13 protein-coding genes are annotated in these 14,793 nt (G+C 68.3%); 7 read left to right on the top strand and 6 right to left on the bottom strand.

Going from position 1 to position 14,793, the window contains the following annotated elements; all coding sequences use genetic code 11:
- Positions 1 to 4: 4 nt before the first annotated feature.
- The gene (locus QAD21_RS19705; RefSeq protein ID WP_280360151.1) at positions 5 to 1,570 is read right to left on the bottom strand and encodes an MFS transporter; all 1,566 of its coding nucleotides are present in this window, start codon (positions 1,568 to 1,570) and stop codon (positions 5 to 7) included.
- A 144-nt stretch (positions 1,571 to 1,714) separates the two neighbouring features.
- Between QAD21_RS19705 and QAD21_RS19700 the strand changes: the two genes are divergently transcribed.
- The 3 genes from QAD21_RS19700 (at position 1,715) to QAD21_RS19690 (ending at position 5,725) form a co-directional block, all read left to right on the top strand.
- Positions 1,715 to 2,752, top strand: coding sequence for an AsnC family transcriptional regulator (locus tag QAD21_RS19700; RefSeq protein ID WP_280360149.1), 1,038 nt, complete (start codon positions 1,715 to 1,717; stop codon positions 2,750 to 2,752).
- Between the two features lie 26 nt (positions 2,753 to 2,778).
- Complete coding sequence (locus tag QAD21_RS19695; RefSeq protein ID WP_280360147.1) at positions 2,779 to 4,107, top strand: ClC family H(+)/Cl(-) exchange transporter; 1,329 nt, start codon at positions 2,779 to 2,781, stop codon at positions 4,105 to 4,107.
- A gap of 400 nt (positions 4,108 to 4,507) precedes the next feature.
- Positions 4,508 to 5,725, top strand: coding sequence for an IS110 family transposase (locus QAD21_RS19690; RefSeq protein WP_159369979.1), 1,218 nt, complete (start codon positions 4,508 to 4,510; stop codon positions 5,723 to 5,725).
- A 112-nt stretch (positions 5,726 to 5,837) separates the two neighbouring features.
- On the opposite strand, the gene QAD21_RS19685 is transcribed toward QAD21_RS19690, so the two are convergent.
- From QAD21_RS19685 to QAD21_RS19675, 3 genes are read right to left on the bottom strand one after another with little or no spacing between them, the layout of a single operon-like run.
- Positions 5,838 to 6,677, bottom strand: coding sequence for an ABC transporter ATP-binding protein (locus QAD21_RS19685; protein WP_280360144.1), 840 nt, complete (start codon positions 6,675 to 6,677; stop codon positions 5,838 to 5,840).
- A complete protein-coding gene (locus tag QAD21_RS19680; protein ID WP_280360142.1) occupies positions 6,674 to 7,807 on the bottom strand; it encodes an iron ABC transporter permease in 1,134 nt (377 codons plus the stop codon). The genes QAD21_RS19685 and QAD21_RS19680 overlap by 4 nt, the downstream gene beginning before the upstream one ends.
- Positions 7,804 to 8,847 carry an iron ABC transporter permease gene (locus QAD21_RS19675; RefSeq protein WP_280360139.1) on the bottom strand — a complete coding sequence of 348 codons (1,044 nt, stop codon included), beginning with the start codon at positions 8,845 to 8,847 and terminating at the stop codon, positions 7,804 to 7,806. The genes QAD21_RS19680 and QAD21_RS19675 overlap by 4 nt, the downstream gene beginning before the upstream one ends.
- 270 nt (positions 8,848 to 9,117) lie before the next feature.
- Here QAD21_RS19675 and QAD21_RS19670 point away from each other — a divergent pair, with 270 nt between their 5' ends.
- Positions 9,118 to 9,624, top strand: a complete 507-nt coding sequence (locus QAD21_RS19670; protein ID WP_078112747.1) for a hypothetical protein — start codon at positions 9,118 to 9,120, stop codon at positions 9,622 to 9,624.
- 227 nt (positions 9,625 to 9,851) lie between these two features.
- Here QAD21_RS19670 and QAD21_RS19665 read toward each other — a convergent pair whose 3' ends face one another.
- Together QAD21_RS19665 and QAD21_RS19660 are read right to left on the bottom strand one after the other, a co-directional pair.
- Positions 9,852 to 11,249 carry an FAD-dependent oxidoreductase gene (locus QAD21_RS19665; RefSeq protein WP_280360137.1) on the bottom strand — a complete coding sequence of 466 codons (1,398 nt, stop codon included), beginning with the start codon at positions 11,247 to 11,249 and terminating at the stop codon, positions 9,852 to 9,854.
- Positions 11,250 to 11,429: 180 nt separating this feature from the next.
- Complete coding sequence (locus QAD21_RS19660) at positions 11,430 to 12,455, bottom strand: ABC transporter substrate-binding protein (protein ID WP_280360135.1); 1,026 nt, start codon at positions 12,453 to 12,455, stop codon at positions 11,430 to 11,432.
- Positions 12,456 to 12,625: 170 nt separating this feature from the next.
- Between QAD21_RS19660 and QAD21_RS19655 the strand changes: the two genes are divergently transcribed.
- Genes QAD21_RS19655 through QAD21_RS19645 form a run of 3 tightly spaced genes read left to right on the top strand, consistent with a single transcriptional unit; the run spans position 12,626 to position 14,720 of the window.
- Complete coding sequence (locus QAD21_RS19655; RefSeq protein WP_065629636.1) at positions 12,626 to 13,096, top strand: hypothetical protein; 471 nt, start codon at positions 12,626 to 12,628, stop codon at positions 13,094 to 13,096.
- The gene (locus QAD21_RS19650) at positions 13,093 to 13,506 is read left to right on the top strand and encodes a rhodanese-like domain-containing protein (protein ID WP_058249965.1); all 414 of its coding nucleotides are present in this window, start codon (positions 13,093 to 13,095) and stop codon (positions 13,504 to 13,506) included. Before QAD21_RS19655 ends, QAD21_RS19650 begins: the two co-directional genes overlap by 4 nt.
- The gene (locus tag QAD21_RS19645) at positions 13,503 to 14,720 is read left to right on the top strand and encodes an O-succinylhomoserine sulfhydrylase (RefSeq protein ID WP_280360131.1); all 1,218 of its coding nucleotides are present in this window, start codon (positions 13,503 to 13,505) and stop codon (positions 14,718 to 14,720) included. The genes QAD21_RS19650 and QAD21_RS19645 overlap by 4 nt, the downstream gene beginning before the upstream one ends.
- Positions 14,721 to 14,793 lie beyond the last annotated feature (73 nt).

Here is a 14,793-nt window from a genome sequence, read left to right as displayed (position 1 = left end):
GCGGTCAGCCCGCCGGCTGCTCCTCGACGGCCCGCCCGGGGCGCAGCATCACGAGTGCGAGGATCGCAGCGGCCGCGGTGAGCACGCCGGAGAACGTGAGGCACAGACGCATTCCGTCGAGGAAGGCGTCGCCGACGGCGCTCATCACGGCCGGGGCGTCGGCGCCGAGGTTCAGGCCGCTCGCGGCGGCCAGGCCCTCGGTGTCGACCGCACCGATCACCCGGTCACGTACCGGCTCGGCGACACCGGCATCGATCAGCTTCTGCGGCAACGAGTTCACCGCACCGGCGGTCAGGAGGGCGCCGAGCACGGCCGGGCCGAGCGCGCCGCCGACCTGACGGAAGGCGTTGTTCCCGGCCGCGGCCATCCCCGACAGGTGGTAGGGCACGGCCGACACCGCGGTCGCGGTCATCGGCGCCATCACCAGTCCCATCCCGAGCCCGAGCACGACCAGACGCCACGAGATGGCGGCGAAGGAGGTGTGGGCGTCGAGGGTCAGCAGCGCGAACTGGGCGCCGGCGACCATCAGGAGTCCGCCGCCGATCAGGAACCGGGCGTGAATCCGATGCATCATCTTGCCGGCGAGCCCGCCGACCAGCATCGAGGCGCCGTTCATGAGGGCCAGCCGCCAACCGGCCTCGACGGTGCCGAGTTGCTGAACCAGCCCGAAATACATGCTCAGCACGAAGATGAACCCGATCAGAGCCAGGAAGGCGATCATCGCGACCAGGGTGGTGGCGGTGAAGGCGCGGCTCCGGAAGAGGTCGAGGTCGAGCATCGGACTCGCCGAACGCTTTTCGATGACGACGAACCCGACTGCGGCGACCGCGGCGGCCAGCAACGCGACGACGACGCGGGGGTCGCCGAAGCCGTAGACGCCGGCCTCGATGACGCCGAAGACGAGTGCCGTGACGGCGATCGCGGCCGAGATCTGGCCGGACCAGTCGAGGCGACGGGCATGGGGCGCGCGGGATTCCGGGAGCATCGTCGCGGCCACCGCCAGCGCGATGAGGGCGATCGGGATCGGCAGCAGGTAGATCCATCGCCAGCCGGCGGACTCGGCGACCGGACCCGCGACCAGCGGCCCGACGGTCAGCGAGAGCATGAGTGCGGACGCCCAGATGCCGATGAACTTGCCCCGTTCCCGGAAGTCGGGGACCGCGTGACTGATCAGTGCCAGGGTCGTGGGCAGGAGGGCGGCTGCGCCCGTTCCGGCGAGCGCCTGTCCGATCCACACCATGCTGATCGATTGCGCACACAGCGCCACCAACGCGCCCGACGCCGTGAGGCAGAGCCCCACCAGATAGACCTTGCGTCGGCCGTGCACGTCGCCGAATACTCCGGCGGTGAGGATGAATGCGGCCATCGGCAGGACGAACGCGTCTTGTACCCAGGACAACTGGGCGGTCGAGGCGCCGAAGGCGGTGCCGATCGCCGGCAGGGTGACGGCGACGCTCGTGATGGGCAGGTAGGCGACGAAGACGCCGAGGCAGGCCATCACGACGGTGGCCGTCCGACGTGCCGGGGGAGTCGGTACGCCGGTGGGAACGGGGGAGATGGTCGCGGTCAACGCGCTCGCTTTCGCAGGTCGATGAGGGTCGCCGAACGGCGCAGGAGTTCATTGTCTGGTCCGCGTCTACGAAACCACGCACAGATCCCGAGTGCCGGTATCGATCCGGCACTGTGGGTCGCGCGGCGATACACTTCCTCCACCATGGACGACATCGACGGCACGATCCTCCGTGCGCTGCAGATGTCGCCGCGTGCGACGTTCCGCCAGCTGGGTGAGGTGGCCGGGATCTCGGAGCAGACCGCGGCGCGCCGCTACCAGGCGATGCGGCGGGCCGGCGTGATGAAGGTCGTCGGGATCATCAAGCCATCCGTCCGCGGCCAGTCGGAGTGGGTGGCGCGGGTGCGGTGCCGTCCGGACCGGATGGAACCGCTCGCGTCCTCGCTCGCCCGCCGACGTGATGTCGCCTTCGCGTATGTCGCGTCCGGTGGTGCGGAGATCATCTGTCTCATCCGGGCGCCGCTCGGCGTGGCCGGTGAGGAGGCCATCGCCAAGACGTTCCCCGCCCGAGCCTCGGTGACCGACGTCCGCATCGATCTCGTCCTGCACGCCTTCGATCCCGGTCACCCCGCGTCGAGGTGGACCGGATTCGGTGGCCACCTCTCTGATCGGGACCGCGACCTCCTCGCTTCCGCTGCGGCTGCTGTGGTCGACGACATGCCGGAGGACCCCGAGCAGGACGATCCGTCGTGCGATGCCCCGGCGGGTGGCGCGCGGTTGACGGCCGACGATGCCGTGCTGATCGACGCGCTGACCCAGGACGGTCGGCGAGCGCACCGCGAACTGGCCCGGATCTGCGGATGGACGGTCGGACGAGTGCGCCGCCGGCTCCGCACGCTCGAACGCGGGGGTGCGCTGTTCTACGACGTCGAGATCCTCCCCGACCGGCTCGGCTTCGGCCTGAGCGCCACGCTGTGGTTGACGGTGACCCCTTCGGCTCTCGATCAGGTGGGCACCGAACTCGCGGCTCACGACGAGGTGGCGTTCGCGGCGGCGGTCAGCGGCGAGTGGAACCTCATGGTGTCGGTGATCTGCCGGGACACCGCGCATTTCCACGACTATCTGCGCACCCGGGTCGCCGCGATCGGCGGCGTCACCGGGTACTCGGTCAGCATCCGGATGCGCCGGCTGAAGCAGAACGCCTCGCTTGTGGTGCAGGGGCGGTTGATTCAGCCGGTGTGATGCCCGCGGCGGGGTAGCGTCCACGTGTGATCTCGCCACAGCGTGCCGACCGCGGCCTGGTGCGGTTGTGTCTGCTGGCGGCCATCGCCGGTCTGCTGACCGGCGTACTCGGTGGAGCCTTCCGCTGGTGCCTGGACCACCTGGACCGCTGGCGGGTCGAGATGCTCGACTGGTCGGCGGGACTCGGTGTCCCCGGGTGGCTGTTCCCGATCGCGGTCACCGCGACCGGTGCGGCGCTCGGCGCGCTCGCCGTCCGGCTGGTGCCGACCGCGGCGGGAAGCGGAATCCAACACGTGGAGGCCGTCGAGCGCGGTGAGGCGTCACCGGCGCCCCTGCGCCTCATCCCGGCCAAGTTCTTCGGCGCGCTCGCCGCGATCGGGTCGGGACTCGTGCTGGGCCGCGAAGGTCCGACGGTGCACATGGGTTCGGTCGTCGGTGCGGAGACCGGCCGGCGCGGCGGTCTCGACGACGCCGACGTCCGGGTGATGCAGACGTCGCTCAGCGGCGCCGGACTCGCGGTGGCGTTCACGGCTCCGATCGGCGGCGCGCTCTTCGCACTCGAGGAGGTCGGCCGCTCGGTCCGGTTGCGCCTCGTGGTGCCGACGGTGTTCGCCGTGGTGGCCGCCGTCGCCGCCGGCCGGGTCATCCTGGGCGACCGCCCGGATTTCGACGTGCCCTCGCTCGACGTGCCGTCGGTGACGGTGCTGCCCGTCTTCGTGGTCTTCGGTCTCGTCTCCGGACTCATCGGGATCGCCTACAGCCGAATGGTTCTCGGCACCCTCGGCTGGGTCGGTCGATTCTCGCGGATACCGCCGATCGGTCGCGCTGCCCTGATCGGTGCGGTGATCGGCGCCTTGCTCGCCGTCGACGCGCGCACCGCGGGCGGCGGGGACGGCCTCACCCAGGCGGTCGTCGACGGCGGTGTCGTACTCCCCGCACTCGTCGCGCTCTTCCTCGTCCGGTTCGTCGCGGGTCCGCTCTCCTATGCCGCGGGCACGCCCGGTGGCCTGTTCGCACCGCTGCTCGCGCTCGGCGCCCTGTGGGGTGCCGCCTTCGCCGAGGTCGCCGACATCATTGTGCAACAACCGGATTCAGGAGCATCGGGATTTCGGGGCGCGATGATCCTCGCCGGGATGGCGGCGCTGTTCGGCGCGGTCGTCCGGGCCCCGCTCACCGGGATGGTCGTCGTGATGGAGATGACCGCGACGACGACGGTCGCCCTCCCCATGCTGGCCGCAACGGCCGCCGCGGTGCTCGTCGCCCATCTGTCCGGGTCGCCGCCGGTCTACGACTCTCTTCGCGAGCGGATGCTCGCGAAACCGGCTGGACGAGAAGAGCCTCCCCCCGCTCCCTGAGGAGCGAGCTTGCGAGCTGCCGCCCGTGCTCCCTAATCCGGAAGAGCCACACACCCACTGGTCCCTGAGGTGCGAGGAGCGTAAGCGACGAGCCACGAAGGGCCTGGTGAGACGCCTTGCGAGACCCTAATGGGGGTGGATCGGCGTCCTGCAGGGGATGCTGGTTTGTGTGAGCCTTCCCGGCCGGTGACCACTCCGAGACCCTGAAACGGTGTCGGATTTCTACACGAAGACCGTGGCCCGGCCGGGTAAGGATCACCCGCTAGAACGCTTCTGGGATGTCGTGCCCCCTGAACCATGTGGGGTGAGCACTGATCCATTAGGCCGCGTCAAGGGTGATCACCCCAAGGTTCACACCGACGATCGATCGAGACGACCGAAGACGAGGTGAACGACCGACATGATCTGTGTGGGCAACGACTGGGCGTCGGATCATCACGACGTGTGCGTGATGGATGAACACGGCACCACCCTGGCCACCCGCCGACTACCCGAGAACGCGGCCGGCGTGACGGCGATGCATGACCTGCTCGCCCGGTTCGCCCACGACCCCTCTGAGGTGGTGGTGGGGATCGAAACCGATCACGGCATGTGGGTCGCCGCCCTGGTCGCCGCGGGCTATCAGGTGTATGCGATCAACCCGTTGTCGGTGTCGCGGTACCGCGACCGCCACCATGTCGGGGGCACCAAATCCGATAAGGCTGACGCGAAAACGCTGGCTGATCTGGTGCGGACCGACCGGCACAATCATCGATTGGTCGCCGCCGACACCGTCGAGGTCAAGGCGATCACGGTGATGGCCCGTACGCATCAGAATCTGGTGTGGGCGCGCTCAGCACAACAGAACGTGTTGCGCGCTCAACTGGGCGCCTACTATCCGGCCGCGGTCGATGCCTTCGGCGGCGACCTCGCCCACAAAGACTGCCTGGCGGTGTTGCGTCGCGCTCCCACCCCACGACAGGGAGCGGCACTGACGGTCGCGGCGATCCGATCAGCTCTGAAAAAGGGTGGCCGCCAACGCAATACCGATACCCGTGCCCGCGAGATCCAGCAGGCCCTGCGTGGGGGCGGTCATCTGAGCGCACCGGAGGCACTTACCGCAGCGTATGCGGCGACCGTGACCGTGACGGTGAACATGCTGACGACGCTCAACACCCAAATTGATCAACTGGAAACCAGTATGGCCCAGTCTTTTAGAGCGCATCCGGACGCCGAGATCTACCTGTCCATGCCCGGAGTCGGTGACATCACCGGCGCCCGGATGCTTGGCGAGTTCGGGGACGACCCCGAACGCTATGCCACCGCCAAGTCTCGCAGAAACTATGCCGGCACCTCACCACGGACCATCGCCTCAGGCAAAGGGCACGTCGTGCTGGCCCGCCATATCCGCAACACCCGCCTCAACGCCGCCGCCATGGCGATGGCGCAAAGCGCGCTGACCGGCAGTCCCGGCGCCCGCGTCTACTACGACAGCCTGCGAGATCAGAAGAAGTCCCACCCCCAAGCCTTGCGTGCGCTCGCCAACCGGCTCATCGGCATCCTCCACGGCTGCCTCAAACACCGCACCCTCTACAACGAACACACCGCCTGGAACCACCGCGCCAACCTCGCCGCTTGACACCTTGCACCCCTGGGATGTCTTCGTGGCTCGCTTCGCTCGCACCTCAGGGAGCGGAGGGGCTGTCGCTGTCGCTCTTCGCATCTCAGGGAGCAGGGGCCGCGCTTTCGGATCAGGGAGCGGTGGGGGTAGCGCGGGTCCGGGAGTCCAGCGGCACGATGAGCGGGCCACCGGTGATCGGATCGGTCATGACGTGCGCCCGGAGGCCGAACGCCGCGTCGAGGGTCTCGGCGTCGATGACCTCGGTGGGCGAGCCGGTGGTGACGATGGCTCCGTTGCGCATGACGAACAGCGAATCGCTGTAGCGCGCGGCCAGATTGAGGTCGTGCAGCACCATGACGACGGTCTTGCCGTGCTCGTCGCGGAGCCGGCGGACCAGGTCGAGGACGTCGATGGAGTGCGCGAGGTCGAGGTAGGTGGTGGGCTCGTCGAGCAGGATGAGATCGCTGTCTTGCGCGAGCGTCAGCGCGATCCAGACCCGTTGCCGCTGACCGCCGGACAGGGCGTCGAGGGTGCGGTCGGCGAGGTCGAGGGTGTCGGTCATCTCCATCGCCAGCGCCACTGCCGCCTCGTCGGCCGCGCTGGCCTGCGCGAACCAGCGCTGGTGCGGATGACGTCCCCGCCCCACCAGATCGGCGACGGTGAGCCCTTCGGGCGCGATGGGATTCTGCGGCAGGATCGCCAGGGTGCGGGCGACCTGTTTGGGCCGGACCGAGGAGATGTCGTCGCCGTCGAGGTAGACCGCACCGGCCCGGGGTGGCAACAGCCGTGCGAGACAACGCAACAGTGTCGACTTGCCACATCCGTTGGAACCGATGATCGTCGTGACCTGACCATCGGGGATGTCGATGTCGAGGCCGTCGATGACGATCCGTTCGTCGTAGCCGACGGTCAGTCCGACGCCCCGCAATCGGGCGGTGGTGGCAGGGGATTCGAGGGATGACGCGGTCATACGCTCGCCTTTCGGGACATGACGATCATCAGGTAGATCAGGAACGGGCCGCCGATCGCCGCGGTGACGATGCCGACCGGGAGGCCGCCCGGCAGAACCGTACGCACCAGCAGGTCGCCGCCCAGTACCAACGACGCACCGATGACACCGGACACGAGCGGCGTGGGCACGGCGGTACCGGCCAGCCGCAGCGCGATCTGCGGGGCCAGCAGCGCGACGAAGGCGATCGGCCCGGCCGCGGACACGCTCAGCGCGCTCACCAGAACCGCGGTCAGGAGCAGCGTCGTCGACACCGCGCCCGTCCGGACTCCGAGTCCGCGGGCGAGATCGGGTCCGAGGCTGAGCATCCCGATCTGGCGGGCCAGGACGACCACCACGATGATGCTCGCGACGACACCGGCGGCGACCGGCCACACGTTGGACCAGCCGACGTTGGACACCGACCCGACGATCCACACCTGCGCACGAGCCACATCTCGGATGTCGGCGCGCGAGAGGAGGAACTGGGTCAGCGCCTGCAGCAACCACGTCATCCCGACGCCGATCAGCACGAGCCGGAACGGGTTGATGCCGTTGTTGGCCTTGCGACCCGGCCAGGCGAGGACGTACATCGCGACCGCGGTGAGCAACCCGCCGATCATCGCCGCCGCCGGGACGCCGAGATCGCCCAGCCAGGCACCCCAGCTGGTGGTCGAGAACGCGATGGCGGTCACCGCCGCCACGCTCGCGCCGGCGGTGATGCCGAGCATGTCCGGTGTCGCCAGGGGATTCTGGGCGGTCAGCTGGGTCATCGAACCCGCAAGGCCCAGACCGAATCCCACCAGCAGCGCGACCAGCGCTCGGGGCAGCGCGACGTCGAAGACCACCACGTTCTCGACGCGGGTGCCGCCGCCGAGCAGGATGCGGGCGACGTCGACGGGGGTCAGCGGGAAGTCGCTGACACCGACGCTCGTGAGGAACAGGACGACCGTGACGGCCGTGGACACGACCGCGACGGTGAGCATCCGTGGCCGCACCACCATCGACAGCGGTTCGACGGCGATCCGATAACCGCCGGGGTGCGGTGCGATCCGGCCCTTCGTCGTGGTTCCGGACGTGATGTCGGTCTTGATGGAGGTCGGCGGATTCACACGGTCCCCAATCTCTGTCGGCGGACCATGACGATGAGGAAGGGTGCGCCGACCAGTGCCAGCATGACGCCGACCTGCACTTCGCCGGGACGGGCGACGATCCGGCCGAGGATGTCGCATCCGACGAGCAGGATGGCGCCCAGCAGAGCGGAATACGGGATGATCCACCGATAGTCGGCGCCTACGAAGGCGCGGGCGATGTGCGGTACGACCAGGCCCAGGAACACGATCGGCCCGCACGCCGCGGTCGCCGCGCCGATGAGCAGCGTGATGGTCAGGACGCCGAGGGCGCGGATGAGCACGACACGGGAACCGAGGGCCTTGGTCATGTCGTCGCCCAGGCTCAGGACGTTCAGGAAGAAGCCGCTCGCCAGCGCGAGGACGAGGCCCACCGTGATGAACGGCAGGCTCGCCCAGAACACGTCGATGCCCCGACCCGCGGTGGAGCCGACGCTCCAGAAGCGCCACTGGTCCAGCGAATTGGTGTCGACGAGCACGATCGCGGACGTGATGGCGGTCAGCATCGCGGTCAGGCCGGTGCCGGCGAGGACCAGGGTCAGTGGGCTCGAGCCGCTCAGCGACGACAGTCCGAACACCACGGTGGCGGCGATGATCGCCCCGACGAGGCCGAAGAACATGAACGCGATAGGACTGGTGATGCCCAGCAGGTAGATGCCGCCGACGACCGCGCAGGCGGCACCCGCGTTGACGCCGAGCATGCCGGGATCGGCGATCGGGTTGCGGGTGTGGCCCTGGGTGATGGCACCGGCAGCGCCGATCGCGAGTCCGGCGGCGAGGCCTAGCAGAGTGCGCGGCACGCGCAGATCCCACACGATGCCGTCGACATCGGAATCCTTGGGCACCTGCGGCATCCGTAGGTTGATCAGCGCGTTCCGGATCTCTTCGACACCGGCGGTGAAGCTGGGCCAGATCTCGTCGAGCGGGACCGGTCGGGTGCCGAAGAGAACCGAGGCGACGACCAGCGCTGCGAGGACCGCCAGGAGCAGCGGGATTCCGAGAAGTCGGAGGGATCGGCGCACGAAGGTAAACCTTACCAACCTTCTTGGATGATTCGTCATGCGCGGCGTCGAGCTCGGTCGTCGGTGTCGTTCGTATAACGAATTGTCGACGAAACCTGAGGGATCGCTGTGCGCGCGGTAACACTTCGCTCAGGCTGGGTCGATAGTCCCGGTGTCGGTGGGCATCTCGGGCCGACCGCAGCAAGACCGGTCGTCGGGTGGGATGGCGTGAACCGCTCCCACGACGGCGACGTCGGGAAACACAGTGTCGCCTACGAACGAGGAGGATCGATGAAATCGCTGAAACGGGCTCTCACAGGGGTTCTGGTCGCTGCAGGAATCGCCGGTGGATCGTTGGTGGGTGCCGCGCCGGCACAGGCCGCCGTTCCCAACCTCCAGATGACGGGCGGGGTCTACTGCCAGTTCGCAGCCCCTGGCACGCCGTGGAATCAGGCGTGGAGCATGACCCGGTTCATGCGCGTCACCGCGCGTGACGGCGATTTCCGTAACGTCACGCTGCAGGAGATCAACGGCGCGACGAAGTTCAAGTCGTTGCTGAAGAAGAACGAGTCGCTCACCATCAAGACCACCTGGTTCGGCTGCTTCCCGTCCTCCATCGCGGGGTACGCGATCTCCGATTACGCCGAGAACCTGACCGACAACGCCGGTTTCTGGTGGAACGTCCGGCGCATCGACAACCCGTTGGACCGATTCGGTACGGGCTCCTCCGCTTCAGCGGCCGCCCTGACCGGCGGTGGCACCGACGTCGCCGGCGTGCCGGCGATTCCGGGCCGTTGATCTCATCCGACGACAGTTGAGAATGCACCACAACTGAGCCATTCGCGCCGGGCGGCGTGCGGGGAGGACGCCCCCGCACCCGCCGGGCGCATGCGAAAGAGCGGCGACCGAGAGAACTCGGCCGCCGCTCTTATGGCTTCGACAGGCTCAGCCGGCGGAAGGGGTGGGCTCAGCCGGCGGGGGTGGACTCAGCCGGCGGAGGGTGGCTCAACCGGCGGGAAGCGGGGTCATGCGGACGGGCGGGACACCTTGTCCGGCTCCGATGCGGCGAGCATGTCTTCGCGTTCGACGACTTTGACGCGTTCGCGGCCTTCGGCGGCGCCGAGGGCGCGTTCGTGTTCGTCGAGGCGGTACCAGCCGTCCCAGGTGGTGAAGGGGATGTTCTTGGACTCGAGGAGTTCGACGATGGCGTCTTCGCCGGGGTGGGCCGGGTCGAGCAGCGTGCCGGCTTCCATGTCTTTGAGGATGCAGTCGACGGTTTCGTTGGCGTCGCCCTTGGTGTGGCCGATGAGGCCGACGGGGCCGCGTTTGACCCAGCCGGTGGTGTAGATACCGGTCAGCTGCTGCCCTTCGTCGAAGACGCGTCCGGCCTCGTTCGGGATGACCCCGGCCTGGGAGTCGAACGGGATCTGCGGCAGGTTGTCCGAGAGGTAGCCGACCGCACGGTAGACCGCGCCGACTTCCCAGTCGGTGGTCTTGCCGGTGGGTTTGACGTTGCCGGTGCCGTCGAGCTGGGTGCGCTCGGTGCGCAGACCGACGACCTTGCCGTCGGCGCCGAGGATCTCGGTGGGGCTTTCGAAGAAGTGCAGGAACAACTTGTGGATCGCGCCCTGCTTGGGTTCGCGGATCGCGTAGTTCTCGATGATGGTGGCGACCTGGTCGGTGATCTTCGACCCGCGGCGCGCGACGGCCGAACCCTCGTCGTAGTCGATGTCCTCGGGGTTGACGATGACCTCGATGTTGGGGGAGTGGTCGAGTTCCTTCAGTTCCAGCGGGGTGAACTTCGCCTGGGCGGGACCGCGGCGGCCGAACACGTGGACCTCGACGGCCTTGTTGGCCTTGAGTCCCTCGTAGACGTTGGCCGGGATCTCGGTGGGCAGCAGTTCGTCGCCGGTCTTGGCGAGCACGCGGGCGACGTCGAGGGCGACGTTGCCCACGCCGATGACCGCGACCTTCTCGGCCTCGAGGGGCCAGGTGCGGGGGAAGTCGGGGTGGCCGTCGTACCAGGCGACGAACTGGGCGGCGCCGTAGCTGCCGTCGAGGTCGATGCCGGGGATGTCGAGGGCGCGGTCGTCGGTGGCGCCGGTGGAGAAGATCACCGCGTCGTAGTGGGCGCGTAGTTCGTCGATGGTGATGTCGGTGCCGTAGTCGACGTTGCCGAGCAGGCGGACCTGAGGCTTGTCGAGGACCTTGTGCAGGGCGGTGATGATGCCCTTGATACGCGGGTGGTCGGGTGCGACGCCGTAACGGATCAGACCGAACGGAGCAGGCATGCGCTCATACAGATCGATGCTGACCCCGCGGTCCTTGGCGGTGTCGGACTTCATCAACGCGTCGGCGGCGTAGATCCCGGCGGGACCGGCACCGACGATCGCAACCCGCAGCGGGCGGCTGTTGTCGCTCATGGAGTAGGTGTCTTCCGTTGCTCAGCACGCGAGGACAAGCAAATCTCGGTGACCCCCAGGTCCGCGCGTATGGATAAGGCCTATCCCTTCTACGGTAGGCGCTTGCTGTCCCCGACCAAAATCCGTCTGTGAGGTAACCCTCACTCGGCGGGTGCATGGTGTCCGGCGGGTTCGGGCCCGCTACGCCTTGCCGGCGGCCGCGGCGATGGGTCCGACGGCCTGCTCGGCGACCCACGGGATCGTCAGGACCGTCGGCACCGACATCGCGCTGCCGACCTCCTGAGGCAGATAGACCACGCGGCCCGACTGCGCGACCGCCAGCCGGTTGAACGCCGCGTTGGACTTGAGCTGGTCGTTGGAACCCTGCCAGTCGACGGCGACGACGACGTCGGCCGAGTCCAGCAGGTTCAGGCTCTCGGCCGGCAGGTCACCGTAGAAACCGCTGGTCACCGAAGGTTGCAGCGCGGGCGGGAAGGTGAGTCCGTAACCGGTGAGGGTCTGTCCGCGCCCGTCGCCGGGGCCGTAGATCGACACGCCGCCGGTGGGGCTGGCGGTGACCACGACCGCCGTCTTCCCGGCCAGCTGCGGGTTCTGCTCCCGCACGTTCGCGAGGAACTGCTCGGTCTCGGTCACCTTGCGATCGGCGAGTTCGGGCAGTCCGACGGCGGTACCGATCTGGCGGGTCTGCGCGTCCCACGGCACCTGCCACGGCTGGAACTGGGCGGGCCGCAGGATCGTCGGGGCGGTCTTGCTCAGCAGATCGAACTGGTCGCGGGTGGGATCGGCGCCGACGGCGGTGATGAGGTCGGGCTCGGTGGCCAGCGCCTTGGGGATCTCGTCGCCGAACGCGCCGGACGCGTTCGGCAGCACCACCGGCTTGGAGTCGGCCAGGAGTTCGGCGTTCCACGGCGCCGACGCCTGGTCGGGGTCGGCGAACGGGGCGATCGTGGTGGGGGTGACGCCGAGTGCGAGGAGGGTGTCGCCGTCACCCACGCCCATCGCGGCGACGCGCTTGGGTGCCTGGTCGACGGTCGCGGGGGCGTAGGCCTGCTGCACGGTGACCGGGATCGCGCCGGCCTCGGGCGCGGGGACGTGGGCCGTGCCGGAGTCGACCGTCTCGTCCGGCGGCGAACACGAGGTCACCACCACGGCTGCCGCGAGCAGCCCGACGAGAAGGGTGAGTGAACGGTGGGTGGAAGCGCGCATCCGGGTCCTCGCTGGTCGTTGCGGTCGGCGACGTCGTTCGCCGCGGAACTTAGGGCCACCTTACGCAGGACGTGTTCGATGTCGACGTCGTTCGGCGCTCTGCCCGGTGCGTCCGGGGTCCGACGACGCCGGTCTCAACCGCCGCCGGGACGCTCGATAGACTGCCCGCCATGGCCGAAGCTGCAGGTGAGGGCGACCAGAAGCCCCCGTCGTGGAAGAACGCCTGGCCGTTCTTCGTCGCGGCCGGCGTCGTGGGACTCGTGGTGCTCGGCGTCGTGCTGTCGAATGTGACCCGTCCGGCCGAGGACCGGGCCGGCGACTCGGCTCAGGTCCAGTACGCGATCAACGACATCTACACCGCGCGCAACGGTCCGAACTTCGGCGAATACCGGGCGAACACCTGCGCGGCCGACGTCGAGGCGGCCGACTTCGTCTCCGAGGAACAGTTCCTCGCCGACAACCGGGAGTCGCTGCTCGCCAACGGTCACATCGAGATCCCGGAGATCACCGAGCTGGTGGTCGACGGTGACCGGGCGACCGCGAAGGTTCATTGGCACTATGACAAGACCCCCGATGATGTGAACGTCGTGGACACGATCGTGGTGCGCGAGAACGGCGAGTGGAAGGTGTGTTCCTCATGAGCTATGCCGGTGACCTGACCCCGCGCGAGGCGTGGGAGAAGCTCGAGAACAACCCGGATGCGGTGCTGGTCGACTGTCGCACGCAGGCGGAGTGGTCGTTCGTCGGCGTGCCCGACCTCGAGGTCCTGGGGAAGCGCGCGATCTTCGCCGAGTGGACCACCTTCCCCGAGGGGCGCCGCAACGACGACTTCGTGGCGCAGCTGCGTGATTCCGGTGTCTCCGACGACCAGGAGGTCATCTTCATCTGCCGTTCGGGGCACCGGTCGATCGGCGCTGCGGAGGCCGCGACCGCCGACGGTATCGCGAAGGCATACAACGTGATCGACGGGTTCGAAGGCGCCCTCGACGAGAACGACCACCGCGGGACGTCGGGCTGGCGTGCCGAGAACCTGCCGTGGAGGCAATCGTGAGTTCTGATCTGCCCGTCAGTCGTGAACTGCCCGAAGGGCTCTCGGCTGACACGATCGCGGTTCGCGGCGGGCTGGCGCGTTCGGGTTTCCACGAGACGGCCGAGGCGCTCTATCTCACGAGCGGTTACGTCTACGACTCCGCGGAGGCCGCCGAGCGAGCCTTCACCGGCGAGGACGAACGATTCGTCTACTCGCGCTACGGAAATCCGACCGTCGAGATGTTCCAGGAGCGGTTGCGCCGGCTCGAGGGCGCGGAGGCGTGTTTCGCCACCGCGAGCGGCATGGCCGCGGTGTTCGTCGCGCTCGGTGCACTGTTGAAGGCCGGCGACCGTCTCGTCGCCGCCCGCAGCCTGTTCGGTTCCTGCTTCGTGGTCTGCAGCGAGATCCTCCCGCGCTGGGGGATCGAGACCGAGTTCGTCGACGGTGAAGACCTCGAGCAGTGGGAGCGGGCCCTGTCCAAGCCCACCGACGCGGTGTTCTTCGAGACACCGTCGAACCCGATGCAGAGCCTCGTCGACGTCGTGAAGGTCTCGGAACTGGCGCACGCCGCGGGCGCACAGGTAGTGCTGGACAACGTCTTCGCCACCCCGCTGCTGCAGCGGGGTCTCGAACTCGGCGCCGACGTCATCGTCTACTCGGGCACCAAACACATCGACGGCCAGGGGCGCGTCATGGGTGGCGCGGTACTCGGAACCAAGGAGTACATCGACGGTCCGGTGCAGCAACTCATGCGACACACCGGTCCGGCACTCAGTCCGTTCAACGCCTGGACCCTCGTGAAGGGGCTGGAGACGATGCGTCTGCGCGTCGACGCCTCGGTGTCGTCGGCGCTGCGGATCGCCGAGTTCCTCGAGAGCGATCCGCGCGTGCGTTGGGTCAAATACCCCTTTCTGCAGTCACACCCGCAGTACGACTTGGCGAAGTCGCAGATGTCCGGCGGCGGCACGGTGGTGACCTTCGAGCTCAACGACCACGACGGCATCGACGGCAAGAAGCGCGCCTTCGAGGTCCTCAACGGCCTGCGGATCGTCGACATCTCCAACAATCTCGGAGATTCGAAGTCGCTGATCACGCATCCGGCGACCACTACTCATCGTGCGATGGGTCCCGAGGGACGCGCGGCGATCGGTCTGAGTGACTCGGTGGTGCGGCTGTCGGTCGGCCTCGAAGGGGTCGACGACCTGTTGGGCGACCTGGATCAGGCGCTCGGCTGACGCCCGCGCTCACGGCTCCCGTACCCGCTCAGCCGAATCCGTTGAGCGGGAATGCATCATGAGACGCGGCAGC

The organism is Gordonia sp. SMJS1 (assembly GCF_029866425.1).
Classification (GTDB): Bacteria; Actinomycetota; Actinomycetes; order Mycobacteriales; family Mycobacteriaceae; genus Gordonia; species Gordonia hongkongensis.
This window is presented reverse-complemented; position numbering and strand designations above follow the sequence as displayed.